Raw genomic sequence first — 20414 nt, 5'->3', positions numbered from 1 at the left:
GCTATTTCGTGATCATACGCGAAATTACAAGGCGTTGGATTTCTTGTGTACCTTCATAAATTTGCGTAATCTTCGCATCGCGCATATAACGCTCTACCGGGTAATCTTTCGTATAGCCATAGCCTCCGAAAACTTGAACAGCTTCTGTCGTTACTTTCATCGCTGTATCACCCGCAAGCAGTTTTGCCATTGCCGATGCTTTTCCGTATGGTAAGTCATTTGATTCCAACCATGCCGCCTGGTACGTCAATAAACGTGAAGCTTCAATTTCTGTTGCCATATCCGCTAACTTGAATGAAATCCCTTGGTTTGCAGTAATCGGCTTGCCGAATTGAACACGCTCTTTTGCATAATCAACCGCTGCATCCAATGCACCCTGTGCAATCCCAACCGCTTGTGCTGCAATTCCGTTACGGCCGCCATCAAGCGTTTTCATCGCGATAATGAAACCTTGACCTTCTTCACCTAGTACGTTTTCTTTTGGTACCCGGCAGTTGTCAAAAATAATCTCTGTCGTTGGAGATGAACGAATTCCTAGTTTCTTCTCTTTTTTCCCTACAGAGAAGCCTGGATAGTCTGCTTCAACGATAAAGGCAGTCGTACCATTTTTCGCTTCCGGATCTGTTACCGCAAATACGACATAAATATCTGCCACTCCACCATTTGTAATGAAGATTTTCGAACCGTTTAAAATATAGTCGTCCCCGTCTTTTACGGCATATGTTTTCATTCCGCCTGCATCACTACCTGAACCTGGCTCTGTTAAACCGTAAGCACCGATCTTCTTACCTTCTGCCATTGGACGAAGATATTTTTGCTTTTGCTCTTCGTTACCGAATTTGAAAATCGGCCAGCCTGCAAGTGATGTATGTGCTGACAATGTTACCCCTGTCGATGCACAAACACGTGATAATTCTTCAACTGCGATACAGTATGCCAAGTAGTCAAACCCAGCTCCGCCGTATTCTTCCGGCCAAGGAATACCTGTTAAGCCTAGCTCGGCCATTTTATCGAAAATGCCGCGGTCAAATTCTTCGTGCTCATCGCGGTGCTCTGCTGTTGGTGCTACTTCATTGATTGCAAAATCGCGAATCATTTCGCGTAATTGTTGGTGTTCTTCTGATAATTGAAAGTTCATATCCCCATATCCCCTTTAAATTAGATTACCCGTTGATTTCCGTTACGGTTACGCTTTCCACGGGCACGAGGCCAACACGGATGTTGGTCACAAAAGCGTTGCCACAGGACGTGGCGTTCTTAGCTTTTGTTCCTAGTCTCAGGCGTCGTGCTTTTCCCGCTGGAGTCGAACCTCCACTTCAATCAACAATATTTTTAAGTACGTTATCCCATCACATGCTTACTAATAACGATGCGCTGGATTTCGCTTGTGCCTTCGTAAATTTGTGTAACTTTTGCGTCGCGGAAATAGCGTTCCACCGGATAGTCTTCGGTATAGCCGTAGCCGCCTAATATTTGTACGGCTTCTATCGCTGTATCCATCGCTGTTTGAGAAGCGAACAGTTTTGCCATCGATGCTTCTTTTCCGCATGACAGCCCTTCACTGCGCATGTTGGCAGCTCGGTAGACAAGCAGTTTCGAAGCTTCCACTGCTGTTGCCATATCGGCAAGCTTGAAGCCGACCCCTTGCTGCTGGGCAATTGGCTTTCCGAACTGTATCCGCTCTTTTGCATAGGCAGTTGCCGCTTCCAATGCTGCTTCGGCAATTCCTAAACTTTGAGCTGCAATGCCGATTCGTCCTACATCCAAGTTGGCCAATGCAATTTTAAAGCCATCCCCTACTTCCCCGAGCAAGTTTTCTGCAGGAACGCGCATGTTTTCAAATGTAAGCTGAACTGTACGAGAACCGTGAAGACCCATTTTTCGCTCGTCTTTTCCGATTATCAGACCTGGTGTATTTTTCTCTACGATAAATGCGGAAATCCCCCGAGAACCTGCTTCCGGATCGGTAGAAGCAAAGACGATATACACATCGGCTTCCCCGCCATTTGTAATAAACACTTTTGCGCCGTCCAGCACATAATGTTCGCCGTCACGAACTGCCCGAGTTTTCAGTGAACCTGCATCACTACCGGCACTTGGCTCTGTTAAACAAAATGCTCCGATCGATTCTCCACTTGCTAGCTTCGGTACATACTTTTTCTTTTGTTCTTCATTGCCGAAATATAATATCGGATTTGTGCCGACAGAAGTATGCACTGATAAAATAACACCCATTACCGCACTTACTTTCGACAGCTCATGAATCGCTATAATGTAGGAAGTAAAATCCATTTCCGCCCCGCCATATTCAGCAGGTGCAGTAATTCCCATCAGACCAAGCTCACCCATTTTCGTCAGCAAATGCCTCGGAAACTCTCCCGCTTCCATTTGCTCGATAAACGGTTCAATTTCGGTTTTAGCAAAATCACGAACCATGTTACGCATCATCAACTGCTCATCAGTAAATTGTAAATTCATAGAAGTCCCTCAGCTTTCGTATATGTAGAACCCTCGACCGCTCTTTTTGCCTAACCAGCCGGCTGCCACATATTTGCGTAATAACGGACATGGACGATACTTACTGTCACCTAGTCCTTCGTGTAAAATTTCCATAATCGACAAGCATGTATCCAACCCGATAAAATCAGCTAATGTTAATGGACCCATCGGATGGTTCATCCCCATTTTCATCACATCGTCAATTGCTTCTTTCGACGCTACGCCTTCATACAATGCATAAATTGCTTCATTGATCATTGGCAATAAAATACGATTTGAAATAAAGCCCGGGAAATCATTTACTTCCACACCTGTTTTCCCCAGCTGCTTTGTCATTTCAGCAACCGTTTCATACACTTCATCCGCTGTTGCCAATCCGCGAATAATTTCAACAAGCTTCATGACTGGAACCGGATTCATGAAGTGCATACCAATTACTTGCTCAGGACGTTTTGTCACTGCCGCAATTTCGGTAATCGGTAAACTCGATGTATTCGTCGCTAAAATGGCATGCTTAGGTGCAATTTCATCAAGCTGCTTAAAAATCGATTGTTTAATATCCATGTTTTCAACTGCCGCTTCAATGATAATGTCCGCGTCTCTTGCATCTTCAATCGTCAATGATTTAGTAATTCGAGCTAAAACAGCCGATTTTTCTTCTTCTGTTTTACGGCCCTTTTCAACATCGCGTGCCAAATTTTTCGTTATGGTATTTAAACCGCGTTCGAAAAACTCATCCTTCATATCATTCAAAATGACTTCATAGCCTGCCTGTGCACAAACTTGTGCGATCCCGGAACCCATTTGCCCTGCGCCGATAACCATTACTTTTTGAATTGCCATTTATTTCATCCCCTTAGTTTGTTACTTCGATTAATACCGCGTCCCCTTGACCGCCGCCAGAACAAATAGCCGCAATTCCTAGACCGCCCCCACGACGCTTCAGTTCGTAAGCGAGTGTTAATATAATACGGGCACCACTTGCTCCAATCGGATGTCCTAAAGCTACGGCACCCCCGTTAACATTTACTTTGCTCTCTTCCAGTCCGCTTATTTGATTGCTTACAAGAGCAACCGCTGCGAATGCTTCATTAATTTCGATTAAATCAATGTCTTCCAATGTTTTGCCAGATTTTTTTAGCAACTCATTTATTACAAGTCCCGGTGTTTGCGGGAAATCTTCAGGTGCTACCCCTACTTCCGCATGCGCGAGAATTGTTGCAAGTGGCTGACGGTTTTCCTGATGTGCTTTTTCTTCACTCATTAGTACTAGTGCACATGCTCCGTCATTCACACCTGGAGCATTACCAGCTGTAATTGTACCGTCACTGCTGAATGCCGACTTTAATTTTGTTAGCGTTTCCAATGTTGTCCCTGCTCGCGGTGCCTCGTCCGTCTCAATACGAAGTGGTTCGCCTTTACGCTGTGGAATTTCCACTGCTACGATTTCCTCTGCAAATTTCCCTGAGTCCATTGCCGCCAATGCTTTTTCATGGCTACGTACCGCCCATGCATCCTGCTGTTCACGAGAAATCTCAAACTTGTTCGCTGTGCTATTACCGTAAATGCCCATATGCACTTGTTTCGGATGGAAGGCACAAGACAAACCATCATAAATCATGCCATCTACTAAACTAGCATCTCCCATACGCAAACCAAATCTACCTTTTGGCATATAGTACGGTGCGTTTGACATCGATTCCATTCCACCTGCCACAATTACTTCTTCGTCCCCTAATCGAATAAGCTGATCGGCAAGAGTAACACTGCGCATGCCTGAAGCACATACTTTGTTAATTGTTTCGGTTTTCACATTCCAAGGAATTCCCGCTTTTGTTGCAGCTTGCCGTGAAGGGATTTGCCCCTGTCCCGCCTGCAATACGGTTCCAATAATGACTTCATTTACCTCATCTGCTGATACATTGGCCTTTACCAATGCTTCTTTAATTGCAATTCCGCCTAAATCACTTGCTGTTAATGAACTTAATGCACCACCAAATTTACCGAATGGTGTTCGTGCGCCGTCTAAAATGACTGTTCTCGACAATCCATACACCCCTTTGTTTGAATTAATCCGAATTTTGTACATCGCCATCCGTATTGTGAAGTTCCTGCAGGCTATTAATCTATTAGTAACAATCCCCATCATTTACTAATAGAAACACTGTTTGCAGTCTGTAATTAGTAATTCGACTGAACGCTCGCTCAATCAATATTTAGAAAAAAATGAGAGTATTTACTACTCTCATTTCTTCGCTTACTTTCATTGTATTAAAACCCATTTGAATTCGCAACAAATTATTCAAATATACTGACTATAAATTTTATTCTCGTTAATTCTATTTTTACTTGTTTTGATCGTTATTTTCATTTTCAGCAGGTGCCGTATCTGTTGCCACTTGCTGCTCTTCTGTAAGTGATGAAGTTTCAACTGCTGATGCTTGTTTCTCAACTTCAATCGGTTCTACAGGTGAAGCAACTGTTTCTTCTACTACTTCTTCTTGCACTTGTTGAACTTGCACTTTTTCCGGTGTTCCGAATACTGCACGCTCTAAAATTTCAGCAATATCGTAAGTGCCGACTGTATCTTCCACTTCTTTTGCTTTCGTTCCATCCGAAAGCATTGTTAAACAGTAAGGACAGCCTGAAGAAATAACCGATGCCTGTGTTGCAATTGCCTGTTCTGTACGTGCAACGTTAATACGGTTTCCGACATGCTCTTCCATCCACATTAAGCCACCGCCTGCACCACAGCACATACCGTCTTCACGATTACGCTCCATTTCAACTAGCTTCACGCCTGCAATACCTTTTAAAATTTCACGTGGCGGGTCGAATACATCATTATAGCGTCCTAAGTAACATGAATCGTGGAATACAATCGTTTCATCCACACGGTAATCCATTGTTAAACGGCCTTCCTGAATCAGATCGTATAGTAATTCTGTATGGTGAAGTACTTCACCTTTCCAGCCGAAATCCTGATATTCATTTTTGAAAATGTTGTATGCGTGCGGGTCAATCGTTACAATTTTCGTCACGTCATTTTTCTCAAATTCGTCAATGTTGGCTGTTGCAAGCTCTTGGAACAGGAATTCGTTACCTAAGCGGCGTGGTGTATCTCCAGAGTTCTTTTCTTTGTTACCTAAAATGGCAAACTTAACGCCTGCTTTATTCATTAATTTAGCGAATGCCAATGCAATTTTTTGTGAGCGGTTATCAAATGAACCCATTGAACCGACCCAGAATAAATATTCCATTTCTTCGCCTGATTTTTTCAATTCTTTTACTGTTGGAACGTGTACTGTTTCGTCCAGTTCTCTCCAGTTTTCTTTTTCTTTACGGTTTAAGCCCCATGGATTCCCTTGGCGCTCAATGTTTGTCATTGCGCGTTGGGCATCCGGATTCACTTTACCTTCAGTCATTGTTAAATAACGTCGTAAATCAATAATTTTATCAACATGCTCATTCATTACCGGACATTGATCTTCACAGTTACGGCATGTTGTACAAGCCCAGATTTCTTCTTCTGTAATAACATCGCCGATTAATGACGGGCTGTAAATGTCTTCAATTACTGCACCTTCAGCACCAGCAGCCATTGCCAATTGGTTACCTTGTGTATTATTAAAGAATGAGAATGGTACCCAAGGCTTTTTCTTTAGCTCAACTGCACCGGTAAATGTTAGATGGTCTCGTAATTTTACGATCAGGTCCATCGGTGACAGCATTTTTCCTGTACCTGTTGCCGGACACATATTCGTACAACGTCCACATTCTACACATGCATACAGATCAAGCATTTGCTTTTGCGTGAAATCGTGAATTTTTCCGACTCCAAGCGGCGGCATACTTTCTTCATCTTCCGCTTCTTCCAATGCAGCAAAATCGATTGGACGTAATGTGCCAATACGGTCTTGACGGTTGTAATAAACGTTGAAAATCGACGTAATTAAGTGGAAGTGCTTACCTTGCGGGATATAAACAAGGAATGCTAATAACGCCAACAAGTGTGCCCACCACATAACGAAGAACAAGACAGCAGCAATCGTCGGATTCATCCACTGGAATACCCAGGCAATTGCAGATGCTACTGGTTCAGAACCTGTTAAACTATGTTCCTGCCATATTAAATAAAAGCCGTTGCCAAATAATGTTGCAAACATCAGGATTGCTAAAAACATATACACTAAGCCATTTTTAAAACCTTGCTTTAAACGCGCAAGCTTTTCCATATAACGACGGTAAAATGCAACCGCAACTGCGATTAAAATTGTTAGTACAACTAACTCCTGTGTAAATGTAAATACCGGATACAGGCCGCCGAGCGGTAAATGTGAACCTGGCGCCAGACCTTTCCAGATTAAATCGATTGCTCCGAACTGAACCATTAAAAATCCATAGAAAAACAGAACGTGTACAAGACCCATCTTTTTATCTTTTAATAGTTTTGACTGGCCGAATACTTTCTCGACAATATCCGACATACGTTCAGAAAATTTGTGATTGAACTCTTCTTTGCGACCAAGCTGAATGTAGTCATAACGTGTTTTTAGCAAATATGCGAATAACCCCAGCGCATAAAGTAACACGGCGAAAAATGCAATCCAGTTAATGATTAAAAATGTATTCATCCTTTTCCCCCCTAGAATACGAAGCTTTAAACCCCTTTGTTTATCTCATACACCCCGATAAACTATTTTTCCATATTAAACTATAAACCCATTGTAATAATGAATGAGCATTCAGTCAACAGATTTCGTCATTTATTCTGAAAATTAAATCAAAATATAAAAAATGCTAGTTAGACGATTTTACCGTCTTAACTAGCATTTTTCGTTTATTTAAATACGTCGCCACTACGAATATATTCGACATCCTGAATCGATAATCGATAGTTTACAACACGTGCTGCAGCAAATAAATAATCCGATAATCGGTTTAAATATTTTTGTACAACTGGTGAAACATCTTCAATTTCTTTCATTAAAGATACAGTTTCGCGTTCCGCACGGCGGGCAACTGTTCGAGCGATATGCAGAGTAGCTGCTGCAGGTGCTCCCCCTGGTAAAATGAAACGTTTTAATGGTGGAGCTTCTTCGGAAAGTGCATCGATACGGTTTTCCAAAACAGTGATCGGTTCTTCGGTAAGTTTGTAATGGCGTTCTTTCATTACATTTGCCAAGTCCCCGCCTCCATCAAACAATTCATGTTGAATGGCTGTTAAGTCGTCAATCAAATCCTTGAACTTTTCTTGCTCCAATTCACTGACAGCTTTACCGATAAATGAATTCAGCTCATCAATTGTCCCGTATGCTTCAACACGCAGATGGTCTTTATCAACACGTCCTCCAATAATGCTCGTCTTTCCTGTATCGCCTTGCTTTGTATATAATTTCATCCATCCTCACCCTTTCGATTTAGTATTCTAGACTTTTGGAAAATTTCCTTTAAGTATTTTGACACTCTTTTTCCATGCGCACGCTTTTCACTTTAAGTTTTTTCACTTATTATAATGCTGTTTATATTTCTTAATCGCCTCGATCGTCACTTCAAAAACGGCTCGGCCGATCAGTTTGCCGATTTCTGTAATAGGTCCGGCATACGGCATTTCTTCACCCTGTTGGGTAGCGGCAATCAATAGACTGTCCGTTGCTGTGCTTGTTGCTATCGTATTTGTTACTGCATCTTTTATTTGCTGATCTGCCAATGCTTTCGTTTTGGCTTCTGTTGCCGTAATCATCGCCTGAATAAATGCTTCATCTGTCAGCTTACCATTAATGATTACCCATGTATTAATCGTACCGATATGTGGCTCTTCTTCGCGCAAATATGTTTTCGTAACGTCAACACTGTTGCCTACCCCTGCTGTTACCATGACAAGGATTTCTGCATTATTTTTCGAAAAATGACGAATTGCCGCGCAGCTTGTTTCCACGGCTGTCAGCATGACGACCGTATTTGTTGGAGAAAACTTGCGCTCTTTCAAAAATTGCTCCGTTTCCTCTTTCACATTATAAATATCGTATTCAGGAGCAATGGAACGGTTGAGTAATGTGTCATACCAGCCTATGCCGGCATTATGAACAGCTGATGAAATTACTTTTAGCGGTGCCTGTGCCTGATATTCGATATAGTCTTTAGTTATTTGAAACTTGTTGATATGGATTGCCGCAGCTTTTCTTTCCATTTCATTCGTTGGCAGCATCGTAATTTGCGGTTTTGGCAGTTCCGGATGGGGATATGTCGCAATTCGAGCCTGATACACATCGGCAATCTGCTCTTGCAGCACGACTTCATGCGGTTCGCCAAACGCCCGTACTTCACCATTTTCCAATAGCAGCAGCTCATCACAATAAAGCGATGCCAAGTTAATATCATGGAAAATCGAGACAACTGTCAGCCCATGCACCTCAACTTGCATTCGAATCATATCCAAAATCTGCTTTTGATGGGCGATATCCAAATGGTTTGTCGGTTCATCCAATAGAAGCAGCTCCGAATTTTGTGCAAGTGCCTGTGCAATAAATACCCGTTGCTGCTCGCCGCCGGATAAAAACTCCAAGTATTGATTTTTATATTGCGAAACACCTGTGCTTTCCATCGCCCGCTGTACCGTCGTTTCATCTTCTTCAGTCCAAGATGAAAAAAAACCGCTCTGATGAGGGTAGCGTCCTAACGAAACCGCATCATATACACTGTTCGTAAATGCGCTTGCATTTAATTGAGGGAGTACGGCCATCTTTTTCGCTAATTGCTTGTTATCATAGCTTTTAAGAGGTTTCTCTTCAATTAAAATTTCGCCTGTTTCACATTTCAGCACACCACTGATCATCTTCAGTAATGTCGATTTTCCGCTGCCGTTTGGACCAAGAATCCCGAGAATTCTTCCTTTTTCCACGTGAAACGTCATATTTTTCACAACCGTTTTCCCACCGTAACCGCCGGATAGATTATTTACTTTTAACATTATGCAACAACCTTTCTACGTTGCTTGAAGAAGATATAGGCAAAGACAGGTGCTCCAATAAAGGAAGTAATAACACCAATCGGCAGTTCAATAGGGGAAATAATTGTACGTGATACTAAGTCACAAATGACGAGCAGGCTTGCACCGTTCAAAAACGACAATGTCAATAAATGTCGATGGTCTGCTCCGATTAGCAGGCGAATCATATGCGGTACTACTAATCCGACAAATCCAATTGTCCCGGATGCAGCAACAGCCGCTCCTGTTAGAATGGAACCACCCGCCAATATCATATACTTGCTGCGCTTAACATTTACCCCTAAATACTGGGCACGCTCTTCTCCATAAATCATCGCATTCAATTCACGGCGAGTCAGCCAAATAATTGCTGTACCAAGCACCATAAATGGCAGAACCATCCGGACATATGGCCACCCTCGCATCGATACACTTCCTAGAAGCCAGCCGATGATTTCTCGTAGCTGTTCACCAGTAAGTGCGACCATTAAGGAAATACAGGACCCTAAAAACGAGCTGAAAATAATTCCCGTCAAAATCAGCGTCTCCATTTTCATCGAGCGGTCAACAAGTCTGGCAAATGTCAGGACGATGATCATCGTACATGCAGCTCCAGCCATACTGAATACCGGCAATGTGAATACACCGAGCACCGGTATGGAAATGCCTAAAAAGATTGTCATTACCGCACCTACCGAGGCCCCTGATGAAATACCTAATGTGTATGGATCTGCCAAAGGGTTTTTAAGCAACCCTTGGAATGCTGCCCCCGCAATTGCTAAAGAAGCCCCGATTAATGCGGCTAAAATGACGCGTGGCATTCGGATTTTCCACAAAATACTGTATGCAACCGGATCTGTTGTTTTATCCCACAATGTCGAAAACGGAATATTAACAGACCCGAACGAAATGCCAATCCATATACTGCTTAAAAGCAATCCAATCGATAGTACATAGGCGATTGAATATTTTTTATTCATTGAATACCTCTGGATAAATTGCTTCCCCAATTGATTCAATACCTTCTACAATACGCGGACCTTGTCGACTTGTCGTATCGCTATCGACTAATTTCACATTGGCGTTTTTCACAGCATCCATTTCTGCATATGCATCATTTTCCTCGATTGCTGCCAAGTCGTTTTCATATGTTACTAAAATGATATCCGGATTGCTCTTTACAAATTGCTCCGAGCTGTACTGCGGCCACCCGAGTTCCGGAACGGCATTTTCTACATTTAATACTTCAAGCATTTCACTAATGAACGTCTCCTGTCCAGCAACATATAGTTGCGGATTTGTCCCAACAACAACAAATACGGACTTCTCTTCCAGGTCGGCTACTTTCACTTCAATTTCTTCAATCCCCTCTTTAATGGAGACGATCATTTCTTCTGCTTCTTTTTCTTTATTCGTCAGCTTGCCAATTTGTTCGATTGTTTCATATGTTTCTTCAAATGTTTTCGCATCTTTTACAACAAATACAGGAATTCCTACTGATTCAAGCTGAGCAATCGCCTGTTCATTGAAGCTGTACAATCCCGATTCATGTGCGACAACTAAGTCGGGCTGCAGGCTGATTATTTGTTCTAGATTAAATTCCATGCCGCCAACTGATTCTTTAGATAATGCTTGTTCAGGATATGTATCATTGTCGTTCACAGCGATAATTTCATCGTTTAACCCTAGTCCGAATAAAATTTCCGTATTGGATGGAGCCAATGTAATAATGCGCTCTGGTGCTTTTTCAAGCGTGATTTCTTTGTCCAAGGCATCTTTTATAGTTACCGGGAATTGTGCTGCTTCAGTTACTTCAGTATTGTCTTTTGCTGATTGTTCATCTGTTGCTTTTTCCGAGTTGCATGCCGCCAATGTTAATGTAAGTAATGCTGCGGAAGATAGCAGTTGCCATTTTTTCAAAATAATAACCTCCAAAATTTCGTTGTATAATTTTCTACAAAAATAAAAAGCTTCCTACTAAAAATGAAGGAAGCTTTACGTATGCAAATAAAATTCAATGGAAAAAGAATTTATCCGCCACATCCTATCCTCGTAGGTTTATTTTAGGGCATTATAAAGGCAGGTCTCCTGGCTTATGCATAACGTTGATAAGCGCCTTCCCGAAAGTTTTTCAGTGGCATACTGCTCTCAACTAGCATTTACAGTGGCGGGACCGCATCGGAATTGCACCGATTTCCCTTTTACTCCTTACTCTATCAGTGAGCAAGAACCTTTATCGTCCATATAAAATTAATAGCTCTATTATAGCTGATATTCAGAAAAATGTGTGCTCAATCGCCAAAGTTTCAGATAATTCTTCTTATTCCGCTGAAATTACGAATAAAAGAACTGCTTACCCCTTTGCTTTTAAGCTTTTTCAATTGCCGTTTCAGCTAAACGTTTAATCGTAATGTCATCCATTGGCGGATTGTGCAGACCTGCACGGACATCACGGTAATAGCGTTGAAGCGGATTTGATCTTTGCAGGCTTTTTGCCCCAACAAGACGCATCGCTTTATCGACAACTTCAATTGCTGTATTTGTCACTACATGTTTCGCAATATTGATTTCATTGACTAGTGTCGCCTTTTTAATCGGGTCATTATATAGTCCCGCAACTCCGTAAAGCGTAAAGCGTGCTCTCGTCAACGCCAAATCCATTTCGCCAATCAGCGTTTGTACATTTGGCAGCTGGGCAATCGTTCCTTGAATACTGTTCGGAGAATGGCTATTCGCAAAATTAACTGCGTAATCGCGTGCAGCCTGGGCAATGCCTAAATAGGTTGCCGGGATAAGCAGCAACCAGCCGTTCAGTTTAAATCCGGTTGAATAATTCGGTAATTCCACTAAGTTTGTTTTATCAACTCGTACATTATCGAGCACTAAATCATCGCTTCCCGTACCACGCATTGATGCAACATCCCATGTATTTTCGACCGATACCCCTTCAGCCGTTTTCGGAACGAGGAAAAATCCTAGCTGTCCCTCATCTTCAATCCATGCCGAAACTAAAAAATAGTCGAGGTCCGGTGCACCGCTCGTATAGTTTTTACGTCCATTAATTACATAATAATCCCCATCACGTTTTGCTGAAGTTCCCGGACGTCCGCCACGTACTGGACTTCCCATTGCAAACTCGCTTACCGCACGATTGACTGTCGCGCCATTTGCAACCTGTTTACCAAACCAGTCGAGCTTTTGTTCATCCCAGTAACGATTTTCGAAAATCTCGCCTACATTTTGAATTGTCCACGAAACAGCCAGCCCGGTGCTTCCACAATAGCTCGCCAATGTTTCCTGCAGTAATAGCGCATCATAGACTGTGAAGCCATCCCCGCCATATTCCTTTGGCAGCGTTATTTTTGTATAGCCGATTTCTCGCAGCTTCCGGAAGTTTTCAAATGGAAATGTTGCTTGTTCATCTGTTTGCTGAGCATTTACTTTCACGCTCTCTGATATTGTTTCTAGCTTTTTCAGCCATTGTTGCTGCTCGTCGGTTTGAATAAATAATTCCTTGCTCATGGAAAGCACCACCTCATATTTATTGTCCGTATATAGAAGTCAAATTTAATAGTACGTTTCGGGAAATTACAAGTCAATAGATATCCCCAGTTCCTTTATAGGGATTACACTAGATGCGTTTCCCTGTTTTGTAATTGGAAGGTTTGCTGACGGAATTGGAACAAATTACGGAAAAAGGAGAACTGATTCAACTTAATGTGGAAGATAGCACCTCAAAAGGAGAACTGTTGCTCTCGAAACGTAAAACGAATCACGCTTAAAGTAGAATTCTCACAATCCTCAAAGAAAAAACACCCTATTTTCGTATACAGAAAATAGAGTGCTTTAAATAGTTGAATTACATTTTTTCAGGTGCGCTTACGCCGATTAGTTGCAGTGCATTCGCCAATGTTGTTTTTACTGCTGTGATTAATGCTAAACGAGCTTCTGTCAGCTCTTTGTTATCCTGGTTCAATACTTTTTCTGCATTGTAGAAGCTATGGAATGCAGCTGCCAAGTCTTGAATATAGTTTGCGATACGGTGTGGTGTGCGGTGTTTTGCTGCATCTGCCACAATTTGCGGGAATGCGCCGACTTTTTTCAGTACATCCTCTTCTTTTTCCGCTACTAGCAAGTTCAGGTTTTCCAATGAAGCTTCGAAACCTTGCTCGTTAGCTGCACGTAAAATCGATGAAATACGCGCATGTGCATACTGTGCATAATATACTGGGTTTTCGTTCGATTGTGATACCGCTAAGTCTAAATCGAAGTCCATATGTGAATCCCCTGCCGTTTTAACGAAGAAATAACGTACAGCATCCAAGCCTACTTCTTCTACTAACTCACGCATCGTTACAGCATTACCTGTACGCTTACTCATTTTGAATTTCTCACCGTTTTTGTACAGCTGAACCATTTGGATAATATCTACTTCCAATGTGCCGCGGTCATAGCCCAGTGCTTCGATTGCCGCTTTCATACGTGGAATATAGCCGTGGTGGTCAGCACCCCAAATATTGATCAGTTTATCAAATCCACGACGCAGTTTGTCTTCATGGTAAGCGATGTCCGGTGTTAAATATGTGTATGAACCATCGTTTTTAATTAATACACGGTCTTTATCATCTCCGAATGTTGTTGAACGGAACCAAGTTGCGCCGTCTTCATCAAACACATGACCATTTGCTTTTAGTTTGTCTAACGCTACATCGATTTTACCGTTTTCATATAAAGATGTTTCTGAATACCAAACATCGAATTCAACACGGAAGTTTTTAAGGTCGTTTTGCAGTTTTGCCAATTCCAGTTTCAAGCCGTGCTCACGGAAAAATTTAAAGCGTTCTTCATCAGACTTGTCCAAAATCGTCGCACCGAATTCTTCAGCCAGCTTACCAGCGATTCCGATAATATCCGGACCGTGGTATCCATCTTCCGGCATTTCTGCATCCATTCCTAACGCTTGCTTATAACGTGCTTCCAAAGAATACGCCAAGTTATTAATTTGGTTGCCGGCATCATTAATATAATATTCACGTGATACATCAAAACCAGCAAAATCCAGTACATTACACAATGAATCACCTACAGATGCACCGCGCGCATGTCCTAAATGCAAGTCACCAGTCGGGTTAGCAGATACGAACTCGACTTGTACTTTTTCTCCTGCGCCTGCAATTGAACGACCGTAGTTTTCGCCTTGTTCAAATGTAGCTGTAACTACACTTGCCAAGAAGTCTTTACGTACTGTGATATTCATGAAACCTGGTCCGGCAATTTCAATCTTCTCAATATCTGTACCTTCAGTCGTTAAATGCGCTAAAATTGCTTCAGCTATTGCACGTGGTGGCTTCTTCGCCAATTTTGTCAATTGCATTGCGATATTTGTTGCGAAGTCTCCGTTTGCTTTATCCTTTGGTGTTTCTAAATGAATATTGATTTCCGTGCCTGCTTCTACTAGGCCTGCTTGATCGATTGCCGCTTTGAGTGCTGCTTTAATCGATTGCTGTAATTGTTCTACTGCGTTCATCGTTATACCTCCGTAAATTGAATATCTAATTTGTAATGGCCAACTGAGTTGCCACCTATGATAAGGTCATATTGCGTTTTAAATTGCCCTGACACTTTTTCGCTTTGTACTACTTCTATGGCTAACTGATGTGTATCGGTAACAAGAGGTAATGAGCCGAATGGACTTTCATAATGACCATTCTCGCGTAAGTCCGGATTTAAAGGCAAACGCATGTTCACACCGCCTTTTCGCATAATAAACGAATTCGCTTCATTCAGTTTAATCGTCGTTTGAATTTGCAGATCCTCCTGAACTTCCTCATAGCGCAGATAATGACTGTTCCCTTTTTCCACACAACTGCCTTCAAGCCACATTTCATATTGTTCAAGCTCGCCCTCGGTTGGAATGATTGAGGAAACTAGTTTGATTTTGACTGTTTTCCCGCTCTCGTTCGCCATAGCAGTCAGCTCCTATACATATATTTCTATAACCTTTTTATTATAGGATAAGTATATCTCTTTAAGCAACAACGAACTTAACTTTGCGCTTACTCCCTCAATCATCTTGATTTGGACAATTTTCCTTCAATTCCACTATTTTTATAGCAATTTTGGTTCAGAACAGTAATGATTAGTGGATAAAGGAGCTTATTATGTTAATCGAATTACTATCTTACTTCTGTATATTATTTACGTTTACACTTTTAATTTATTGGCCATTTATCAACTACTTTAGACAGACACCATTCATCAGTCGAACGAAGCCTTATGTAATTGGATTGAAGTTTGGCGTTACCGGCCTTGTGCTGACATTCTCTGCTGTTCACCTTACGAACGATTTTATGATGAACATTCAGTATATTCCGGTGTTATACAGTGGTCTTTTAGGCGGGCCATTTGCTATTCTGATCAGTGGTCTGATTATAGGAATCGGACTTTTTTTCCTTCCCTATTTGGCATGGGTACCGATGTTCCTGAATATTAACTTTATTGTACTTGTTCTGATATTATTCTTTGTCACAAGTAAATATAAAATGACGCAAAAAAATATATTTTTATTTTTTTGGGGATGCTTTATTGAAACATTTATCGCATTATTTCTCGGGCTTTGCTTCCATACTAAAAGCTATGAATACTTATTGCTTTATGGCATCTTTACGATTTTTGCATTTTATTTCATTTACTTTGTCATTCGCCAAATAAAACTTGCCAATGATACTGTACAACAGACCACTCATTTGAAAAAGATCGATTTTTTGACACAGTTGCCAAACAATAAGGAAAATGAGAAATTTGTCAAAAACCTGATGAAAAAGAAAACCTCTTTCAATTTATTGCTCGTCGATATTCGGGATTTTAAAATGATAAATTTACGGCATGGTTTTTCTACAGGTGATCTTGTTATTAAACAACTTGCCCAACACTTGATGGAATATGCCAATAAAAATGGAGCATATGTTGGCCGATTAGGCGGTGAGGAGTTTCTTCTCGTATTAAAAGATGTACCTCCTGCTATTGCGGTTGTTGAGGCCAATAATCTAATTAATATGATTGCCCAACAGCCGTTCGAAGTATCCCAAGATTTATCTTTACATATTTCTGTTACGGTTGGAATTAGTTCATTTCCTGATAATGGGGAAACATCTTTGGAGCTCCTGGAAAATTTAGTTATGGCAAAACAGCAGGCAAAAACAAAACTATCTTCTTATTTCCATATAAATAATCTAAAATAAGGGGTAACGATACATTACCAAGGGGTGATGCCATGTTTTTGGAGCTGACAATCAACTTTTCGATTCTATTTTGCTTTACGATTTTAATTTTCTGGCCTTTTATACAATATGAAGATAATCCTTTCATCCATAAATACAAGTCCATTATCGTCGGTGTGACATTCGGATGTGCCGCCTTTATTTTGACTGCATTGGCTACTCCCTATGCTCACGGTATGCTAATAAACAATCGGATTATATTTGTACTTTTCAGTGGTTTGCTTGGAGGACCTGTTTCAATTTTCATTACAGGTTTTATGATTGTGATCAGTCGGTATGTTTTATTGTACACATCAGTATTGTCCTTCATTATCATGCTGAATACTTTAGTAGTGACAGTCATTGCATGTTTTTTCGCATTCAAACGTCCGATTACCTATCAAAATTTACCGGTCTATTTTTTCGTTATAACGATCGAACACATTATCGTCCTCATTATTTATGACCGTTTTCAAATAAATAATCTGTTCTATTTAATCCTTTACTTTGCTGTTTCGACCATCACTTTTTTTGCAGTTAGAAAAATCTTAATGCAGCTTGAACATAAAAATAAACAAATCAGACAAATATACGCAATGCGGAAAACGGATTTGCTTACACAGCTGCCGAATAATATTGCGATTGAGCAGAAGTTATTATCATTTGTGAATGCAAAAATTCCATTTGAGCTCCTTCATATCGATATTCGTCAGTTTCGTGAATTGAATTATATGTATTACTATAAAGCTGGCGATGAGGTGCTTGTCCAAGTCTCAAAACTAATGAAAGACCAGCTGCCGAAAAATGCGCTGATCGGGCGAATTGATAGTGATGAGTTTTATGTCGTGCTGCCGCATTTGGTACCTGCAGAAGCGGTCACTTTAGCCAACGCAATCAATAAAGCTGTACAGCAGCTCACTTTTGAAAATTATCCATCCAGTCAGCTTCTTCTTGCAATTGGAATCTGTTCTTTTCCGCAAAATGGACAGAGCGTTAAAGAGCTTTACCGCTTTTCATACGAAGCCTTATTGAGAGCAAAGCATCAGGCAAATATTCAGATCTGCCATTACAACCAGATGAAACAGCGATACTAAAAAGGTGTGTTAAAAGTTTTCAAGACTTTTAACACACCTTTTTTCTTATTTTACCCAGCCTAAATTTCCACTTTGTACGATGAATGATTTATGACACCATAAGAATCCTTTATATCCGTGATTTACCGTTTATTTAACAATTACATAACGATGCTGTTACATTGCGCTATTCACACGAAAAGAGGGTATATAATGGGAGCATATTTTTTTAAGAGGTGGATTAATGAAGAATAAACGGATAACGTGGGTGGATATTACGAAAGGATTCTTAATGATCCTTGTCGTCATCGGGCATTATCCAGGAGAGCTCGACTTTCCACTCGCGAAATATATTTATTGGTTTCATATGCCTGCATTTTTCATATTAAGCGGTTTGTTCTTTAAGCCGATTTTAGATAAAAAGGAAATAAAGCCGACGATTCACAAGCGTTTTATGCAATTAATCGTCCCTTACCTATTTTTCCTTGCAAGTATTACACTAGTCCGTTATGGAATGGAGATTTTTTCAGGCAATTGGAATTTACAATGGTATCTTAATGATTTATGGACACTTGTCATAGGGGGGCGTTTTGTTCGAGGAGCATATGGTGTTTTCTGGTTTGTGACGACATTATTCTTCACCTACCTGTTATTCATGTGGTTGACGACCTACTTCAATCGGAAGAAACAGTTTATCATTCTTGGGCTCTTTTATGTTCTCGGAAATTTTGAGAGCATCGTCGCTATGAAAGTCATTGGCGGCAAACCCTCCGAAGCAGCGCAATCGATTCCAATGATTTGGAACCTCGATGTGGCGCTGATGGCAATCATCTATTTTGCAATCGGGTATTATTTCAAACATCTATGGATGGATATTTCAAAACGATGGATGAGTACGGCCTTGTTCCTGAGTGCAACGGCGGTATTGCTTGATCGAATTAATATCATCGATTACCGATTGAGTATGAAGTTCTTACGGTATGACCATTTTATATTAGATTTAGTCATTCCCATATCATTTACAATTGTATTAGTAGGATGCTTCCAGTTGCTCGCAGCAAAACTGTCGATTAACTGGCTGCAGAAAATAGAAAATCACTCGCTTTCCATTATGTATTTGCATATATTTGCAGATATTATACTAAATGATTATTTCACGTATGGGCTTATTGGTTACACAACGATCGGGATATTCATTCCTATCATTGTTTCAATTTTAATCAAAAATTTGCTGCCGAACGGAAAAATTCTGCTTGGCGGGTTTTCAAACAAGAAAGAAAAGACACCGATTCCGACGTAAAAAAAGCTGGACCTCATCTCCGAGGTTCAGCTTTTTTATAATTGATTTTATTTTGAGCGAAGCCGATCGACCCAAACTTCATACCCTTTCCCATTTAAATGAAGCCCATCACCAGTGAACTGCTTATTCAGTTGCCCGTTTTTATCAGTAAAGCTCGAATGCAGATCGATATACTCAATTCCCTTATCATCCGCAATCTTTTGCAAAATATTATTAAACCGCTTCACTTTGTCATTTGTCACTTCATTTCCTAATAACCCGTTATTCACAGGCAGGATTGATTGAATAGCGAGACTTGTATCTTTTCCTTCAAACGAATCCACGATTTTCTCGACGTTACTTTTAAATACTTCGGCTTCTGTTCCATAACGGATATCATTGACACCGATCATTAAATACGCCTCTTTCGGGTTTCGGTCCACTACTTCCTGTATACGGTTCAATACACCTTCTGTCCAATCATTCCGGATTCCCCGATTCAGCACAACCTCACCGGGAAAGTATTCCTGGAATTCTCCGTAATCGGAAATACTGTCACCAATGAATACTTTATCAATATTACTAATTGACGAATGTTCAAAGACGCTTTTTTTCGTAAAGTAATAAGCAGAATCCTTATTGGGAGAAGGTGTTGACTGCATTTTTGTTTTAACAACTTCAAGTCCACCGATATTTCTCACCACATAGCTCCCTGTTCCTAACAACAGTACATTTACTAGTAATGAAATTATTAATACAATATGACCCTTTTCCAACATAAACACTCCTATTTCTAACTTGGCTCTGGCATGCTATACCCGTTTAGTAGCCGAACAAATAAACAAAGTTCGCAACGTCCTGTTGCAATGTCTTATTTCCACGCTTTCTGCAGACCCCAATCAATCGGGCTTTTACTGACAGTTGACACCTCGTATGATGCAATACTTTATGTATAATTTGGGGTTTTATCGATGAGATATACGCTTCGTTATTAACGCAATGCCTCGAAATACCCGAATCAACCGATTTCACTTGGTCATGGCAGCAGCATATCATTCTTTACCCCTTTAAGATTGAACTGTAACCTGGCACATTTTTTCGAACATAAGCATTTGTCTAAATGAAGATCAATGTATTCATCTGCTCTGTATCGTCCCGAATGGGATACCATGCTTTTTAGTATACTTTGCAAGTGTACTTTTGATTGTTTATTATTCCATATTAATTTCTCCCAAGTTAACCATGCTGTATGCATCAACACCTCCTCAAAATTCAATAAAAAAAGGTACTCCGTAGAGTACCTTCAAAATAACATT

The 20414-nt window shown here is 40.8% G+C and carries 17 protein-coding genes and 1 riboswitch; of the genes, 3 read left to right on the top strand and 14 right to left on the bottom strand.

Annotation, left to right across the window (positions count from 1 at the left end; all coding sequences use genetic code 11):
• Position 1: 1 nt before the first annotated feature.
• The 12 genes from MHH37_RS02955 to MHH37_RS02900 all read right to left on the bottom strand — a co-directional run bounded on the left by MHH37_RS02955 (position 2) and on the right by MHH37_RS02900 (position 15454).
• The gene (locus MHH37_RS02955; protein ID WP_008404507.1) at positions 2–1138 is read right to left on the bottom strand and encodes an acyl-CoA dehydrogenase; all 1137 of its coding nucleotides are present in this window, start codon (positions 1136–1138) and stop codon (positions 2–4) included.
• 203 nt (positions 1139–1341) lie between these two features.
• Positions 1342–2478 carry an acyl-CoA dehydrogenase gene (locus MHH37_RS02950; protein WP_342574922.1) on the bottom strand — a complete coding sequence of 379 codons (1137 nt, stop codon included), beginning with the start codon at positions 2476–2478 and terminating at the stop codon, positions 1342–1344.
• Between the two features lie 9 nt (positions 2479–2487).
• Complete coding sequence (locus tag MHH37_RS02945) at positions 2488–3342, bottom strand: 3-hydroxybutyryl-CoA dehydrogenase (protein ID WP_342574920.1); 855 nt, start codon at positions 3340–3342, stop codon at positions 2488–2490.
• Positions 3343–3355: 13 nt separating this feature from the next.
• Positions 3356–4546, bottom strand: coding sequence for an acetyl-CoA C-acetyltransferase (locus MHH37_RS02940; protein ID WP_342574919.1), 1191 nt, complete (start codon positions 4544–4546; stop codon positions 3356–3358).
• Between the two features lie 298 nt (positions 4547–4844).
• Positions 4845–7133 carry a (Fe-S)-binding protein gene (locus MHH37_RS02935; RefSeq protein WP_342574918.1) on the bottom strand — a complete coding sequence of 763 codons (2289 nt, stop codon included), beginning with the start codon at positions 7131–7133 and terminating at the stop codon, positions 4845–4847.
• 206 nt (positions 7134–7339) lie between these two features.
• The gene (locus MHH37_RS02930; RefSeq protein ID WP_008404520.1) at positions 7340–7900 is read right to left on the bottom strand and encodes a cob(I)yrinic acid a,c-diamide adenosyltransferase; all 561 of its coding nucleotides are present in this window, start codon (positions 7898–7900) and stop codon (positions 7340–7342) included.
• A 102-nt stretch (positions 7901–8002) separates the two neighbouring features.
• Positions 8003–9469, bottom strand: a complete 1467-nt coding sequence (locus tag MHH37_RS02925) for an adenosylcobinamide amidohydrolase (protein ID WP_342574917.1) — start codon at positions 9467–9469, stop codon at positions 8003–8005.
• A complete protein-coding gene (locus tag MHH37_RS02920; protein ID WP_008404523.1) occupies positions 9469–10467 on the bottom strand; it encodes an iron ABC transporter permease in 999 nt (332 codons plus the stop codon). Before MHH37_RS02920 ends, MHH37_RS02925 begins: the two co-directional genes overlap by 1 nt.
• Complete coding sequence (locus MHH37_RS02915) at positions 10460–11407, bottom strand: ABC transporter substrate-binding protein (RefSeq protein ID WP_342574916.1); 948 nt, start codon at positions 11405–11407, stop codon at positions 10460–10462. The genes MHH37_RS02920 and MHH37_RS02915 overlap by 8 nt, the downstream gene beginning before the upstream one ends.
• A 140-nt stretch (positions 11408–11547) precedes the next feature.
• A riboswitch (cobalamin riboswitch) is annotated at positions 11548–11737 on the bottom strand.
• Between the two features lie 117 nt (positions 11738–11854).
• Positions 11855–13009, bottom strand: a complete 1155-nt coding sequence (locus MHH37_RS02910) for an acyl-CoA dehydrogenase family protein (RefSeq protein WP_008404527.1) — start codon at positions 13007–13009, stop codon at positions 11855–11857.
• A 337-nt stretch (positions 13010–13346) separates the two neighbouring features.
• Positions 13347–15014, bottom strand: a complete 1668-nt coding sequence (argS, locus tag MHH37_RS02905; protein ID WP_342574915.1) for an arginine--tRNA ligase — start codon at positions 15012–15014, stop codon at positions 13347–13349.
• A gap of 2 nt (positions 15015–15016) precedes the next feature.
• Positions 15017–15454, bottom strand: coding sequence for a DUF1934 domain-containing protein (locus MHH37_RS02900; RefSeq protein ID WP_339263718.1), 438 nt, complete (start codon positions 15452–15454; stop codon positions 15017–15019).
• Between the two features lie 194 nt (positions 15455–15648).
• Here MHH37_RS02900 and MHH37_RS02895 point away from each other — a divergent pair, with 194 nt between their 5' ends.
• The 3 genes from MHH37_RS02895 to MHH37_RS02885 all read left to right on the top strand — a co-directional run bounded on the left by MHH37_RS02895 (position 15649) and on the right by MHH37_RS02885 (position 19119).
• The gene (locus MHH37_RS02895; protein ID WP_342574914.1) at positions 15649–16728 is read left to right on the top strand and encodes a GGDEF domain-containing protein; all 1080 of its coding nucleotides are present in this window, start codon (positions 15649–15651) and stop codon (positions 16726–16728) included.
• A gap of 32 nt (positions 16729–16760) precedes the next feature.
• The gene (locus MHH37_RS02890) at positions 16761–17840 is read left to right on the top strand and encodes a diguanylate cyclase (RefSeq protein ID WP_342574913.1); all 1080 of its coding nucleotides are present in this window, start codon (positions 16761–16763) and stop codon (positions 17838–17840) included.
• 223 nt (positions 17841–18063) lie between these two features.
• Positions 18064–19119 (top strand): acyltransferase family protein, encoded by a 1056-nt coding sequence (locus MHH37_RS02885; RefSeq protein ID WP_342574911.1) that lies wholly within the window; start codon positions 18064–18066, stop codon positions 19117–19119.
• Between the two features lie 47 nt (positions 19120–19166).
• Here the strand turns inward: MHH37_RS02885 and MHH37_RS02880 are convergent, their stop codons facing one another.
• Positions 19167–19877 (bottom strand): GDSL-type esterase/lipase family protein, encoded by a 711-nt coding sequence (locus MHH37_RS02880; RefSeq protein ID WP_342574910.1) that lies wholly within the window; start codon positions 19875–19877, stop codon positions 19167–19169.
• Positions 19878–20134: 257 nt separating this feature from the next.
• Positions 20135–20353: a hypothetical protein gene (locus MHH37_RS02875; protein WP_008404542.1), complete on the bottom strand. Its 219-nt coding sequence runs from the start codon at positions 20351–20353 to the stop codon at positions 20135–20137.
• Positions 20354–20414: the final 61 nt, after the last annotated feature.

Origin of the sequence: Solibacillus sp. FSL K6-1781 (assembly GCF_038630735.1) — a bacterium.
In the GTDB taxonomy this organism is placed as follows: domain Bacteria; phylum Bacillota; class Bacilli; order Bacillales_A; family Planococcaceae; genus Solibacillus; species Solibacillus silvestris.
This window is presented reverse-complemented; position numbering and strand designations above follow the sequence as displayed.

Bases quoted from the DNA above. Each gene is read 5' to 3' on its own strand.
- MHH37_RS02955 (WP_008404507.1), bottom strand. From the start codon at position 1,138: ATGAACTTTCAATTATCAGAAGAACACCAACAATTACGCGAAATGATT.
- MHH37_RS02950 (WP_342574922.1), bottom strand. From the start codon at position 2,478: ATGAATTTACAATTTACTGATGAGCAGTTGATGATGCGTAACATGGTT.
- MHH37_RS02945 (WP_342574920.1), bottom strand. From the start codon at position 3,342: ATGGCAATTCAAAAAGTAATGGTTATCGGCGCAGGGCAAATGGGTTCC.
- MHH37_RS02935 (WP_342574918.1), bottom strand. From the start codon at position 7,133: ATGAATACATTTTTAATCATTAACTGGATTGCATTTTTCGCCGTGTTA.
- MHH37_RS02930 (WP_008404520.1), bottom strand. From the start codon at position 7,900: ATGAAATTATATACAAAGCAAGGCGATACAGGAAAGACGAGCATTATT.
- MHH37_RS02925 (WP_342574917.1), bottom strand. From the start codon at position 9,469: ATGTTAAAAGTAAATAATCTATCCGGCGGTTACGGTGGGAAAACGGTT.
- MHH37_RS02920 (WP_008404523.1), bottom strand. From the start codon at position 10,467: ATGAATAAAAAATATTCAATCGCCTATGTACTATCGATTGGATTGCTT.
- MHH37_RS02910 (WP_008404527.1), bottom strand. From the start codon at position 13,009: ATGAGCAAGGAATTATTTATTCAAACCGACGAGCAGCAACAATGGCTG.
- argS (WP_342574915.1), bottom strand. From the start codon at position 15,014: ATGAACGCAGTAGAACAATTACAGCAATCGATTAAAGCAGCACTCAAA.
- MHH37_RS02900 (WP_339263718.1), bottom strand. From the start codon at position 15,454: ATGGCGAACGAGAGCGGGAAAACAGTCAAAATCAAACTAGTTTCCTCA.
- MHH37_RS02895 (WP_342574914.1), top strand. From the start codon at position 15,649: ATGTTAATCGAATTACTATCTTACTTCTGTATATTATTTACGTTTACA.
- MHH37_RS02890 (WP_342574913.1), top strand. From the start codon at position 16,761: ATGTTTTTGGAGCTGACAATCAACTTTTCGATTCTATTTTGCTTTACG.
- MHH37_RS02885 (WP_342574911.1), top strand. From the start codon at position 18,064: ATGAAGAATAAACGGATAACGTGGGTGGATATTACGAAAGGATTCTTA.
- MHH37_RS02880 (WP_342574910.1), bottom strand. From the start codon at position 19,877: ATGTTGGAAAAGGGTCATATTGTATTAATAATTTCATTACTAGTAAAT.
- MHH37_RS02875 (WP_008404542.1), bottom strand. From the start codon at position 20,353: ATGCATACAGCATGGTTAACTTGGGAGAAATTAATATGGAATAATAAA.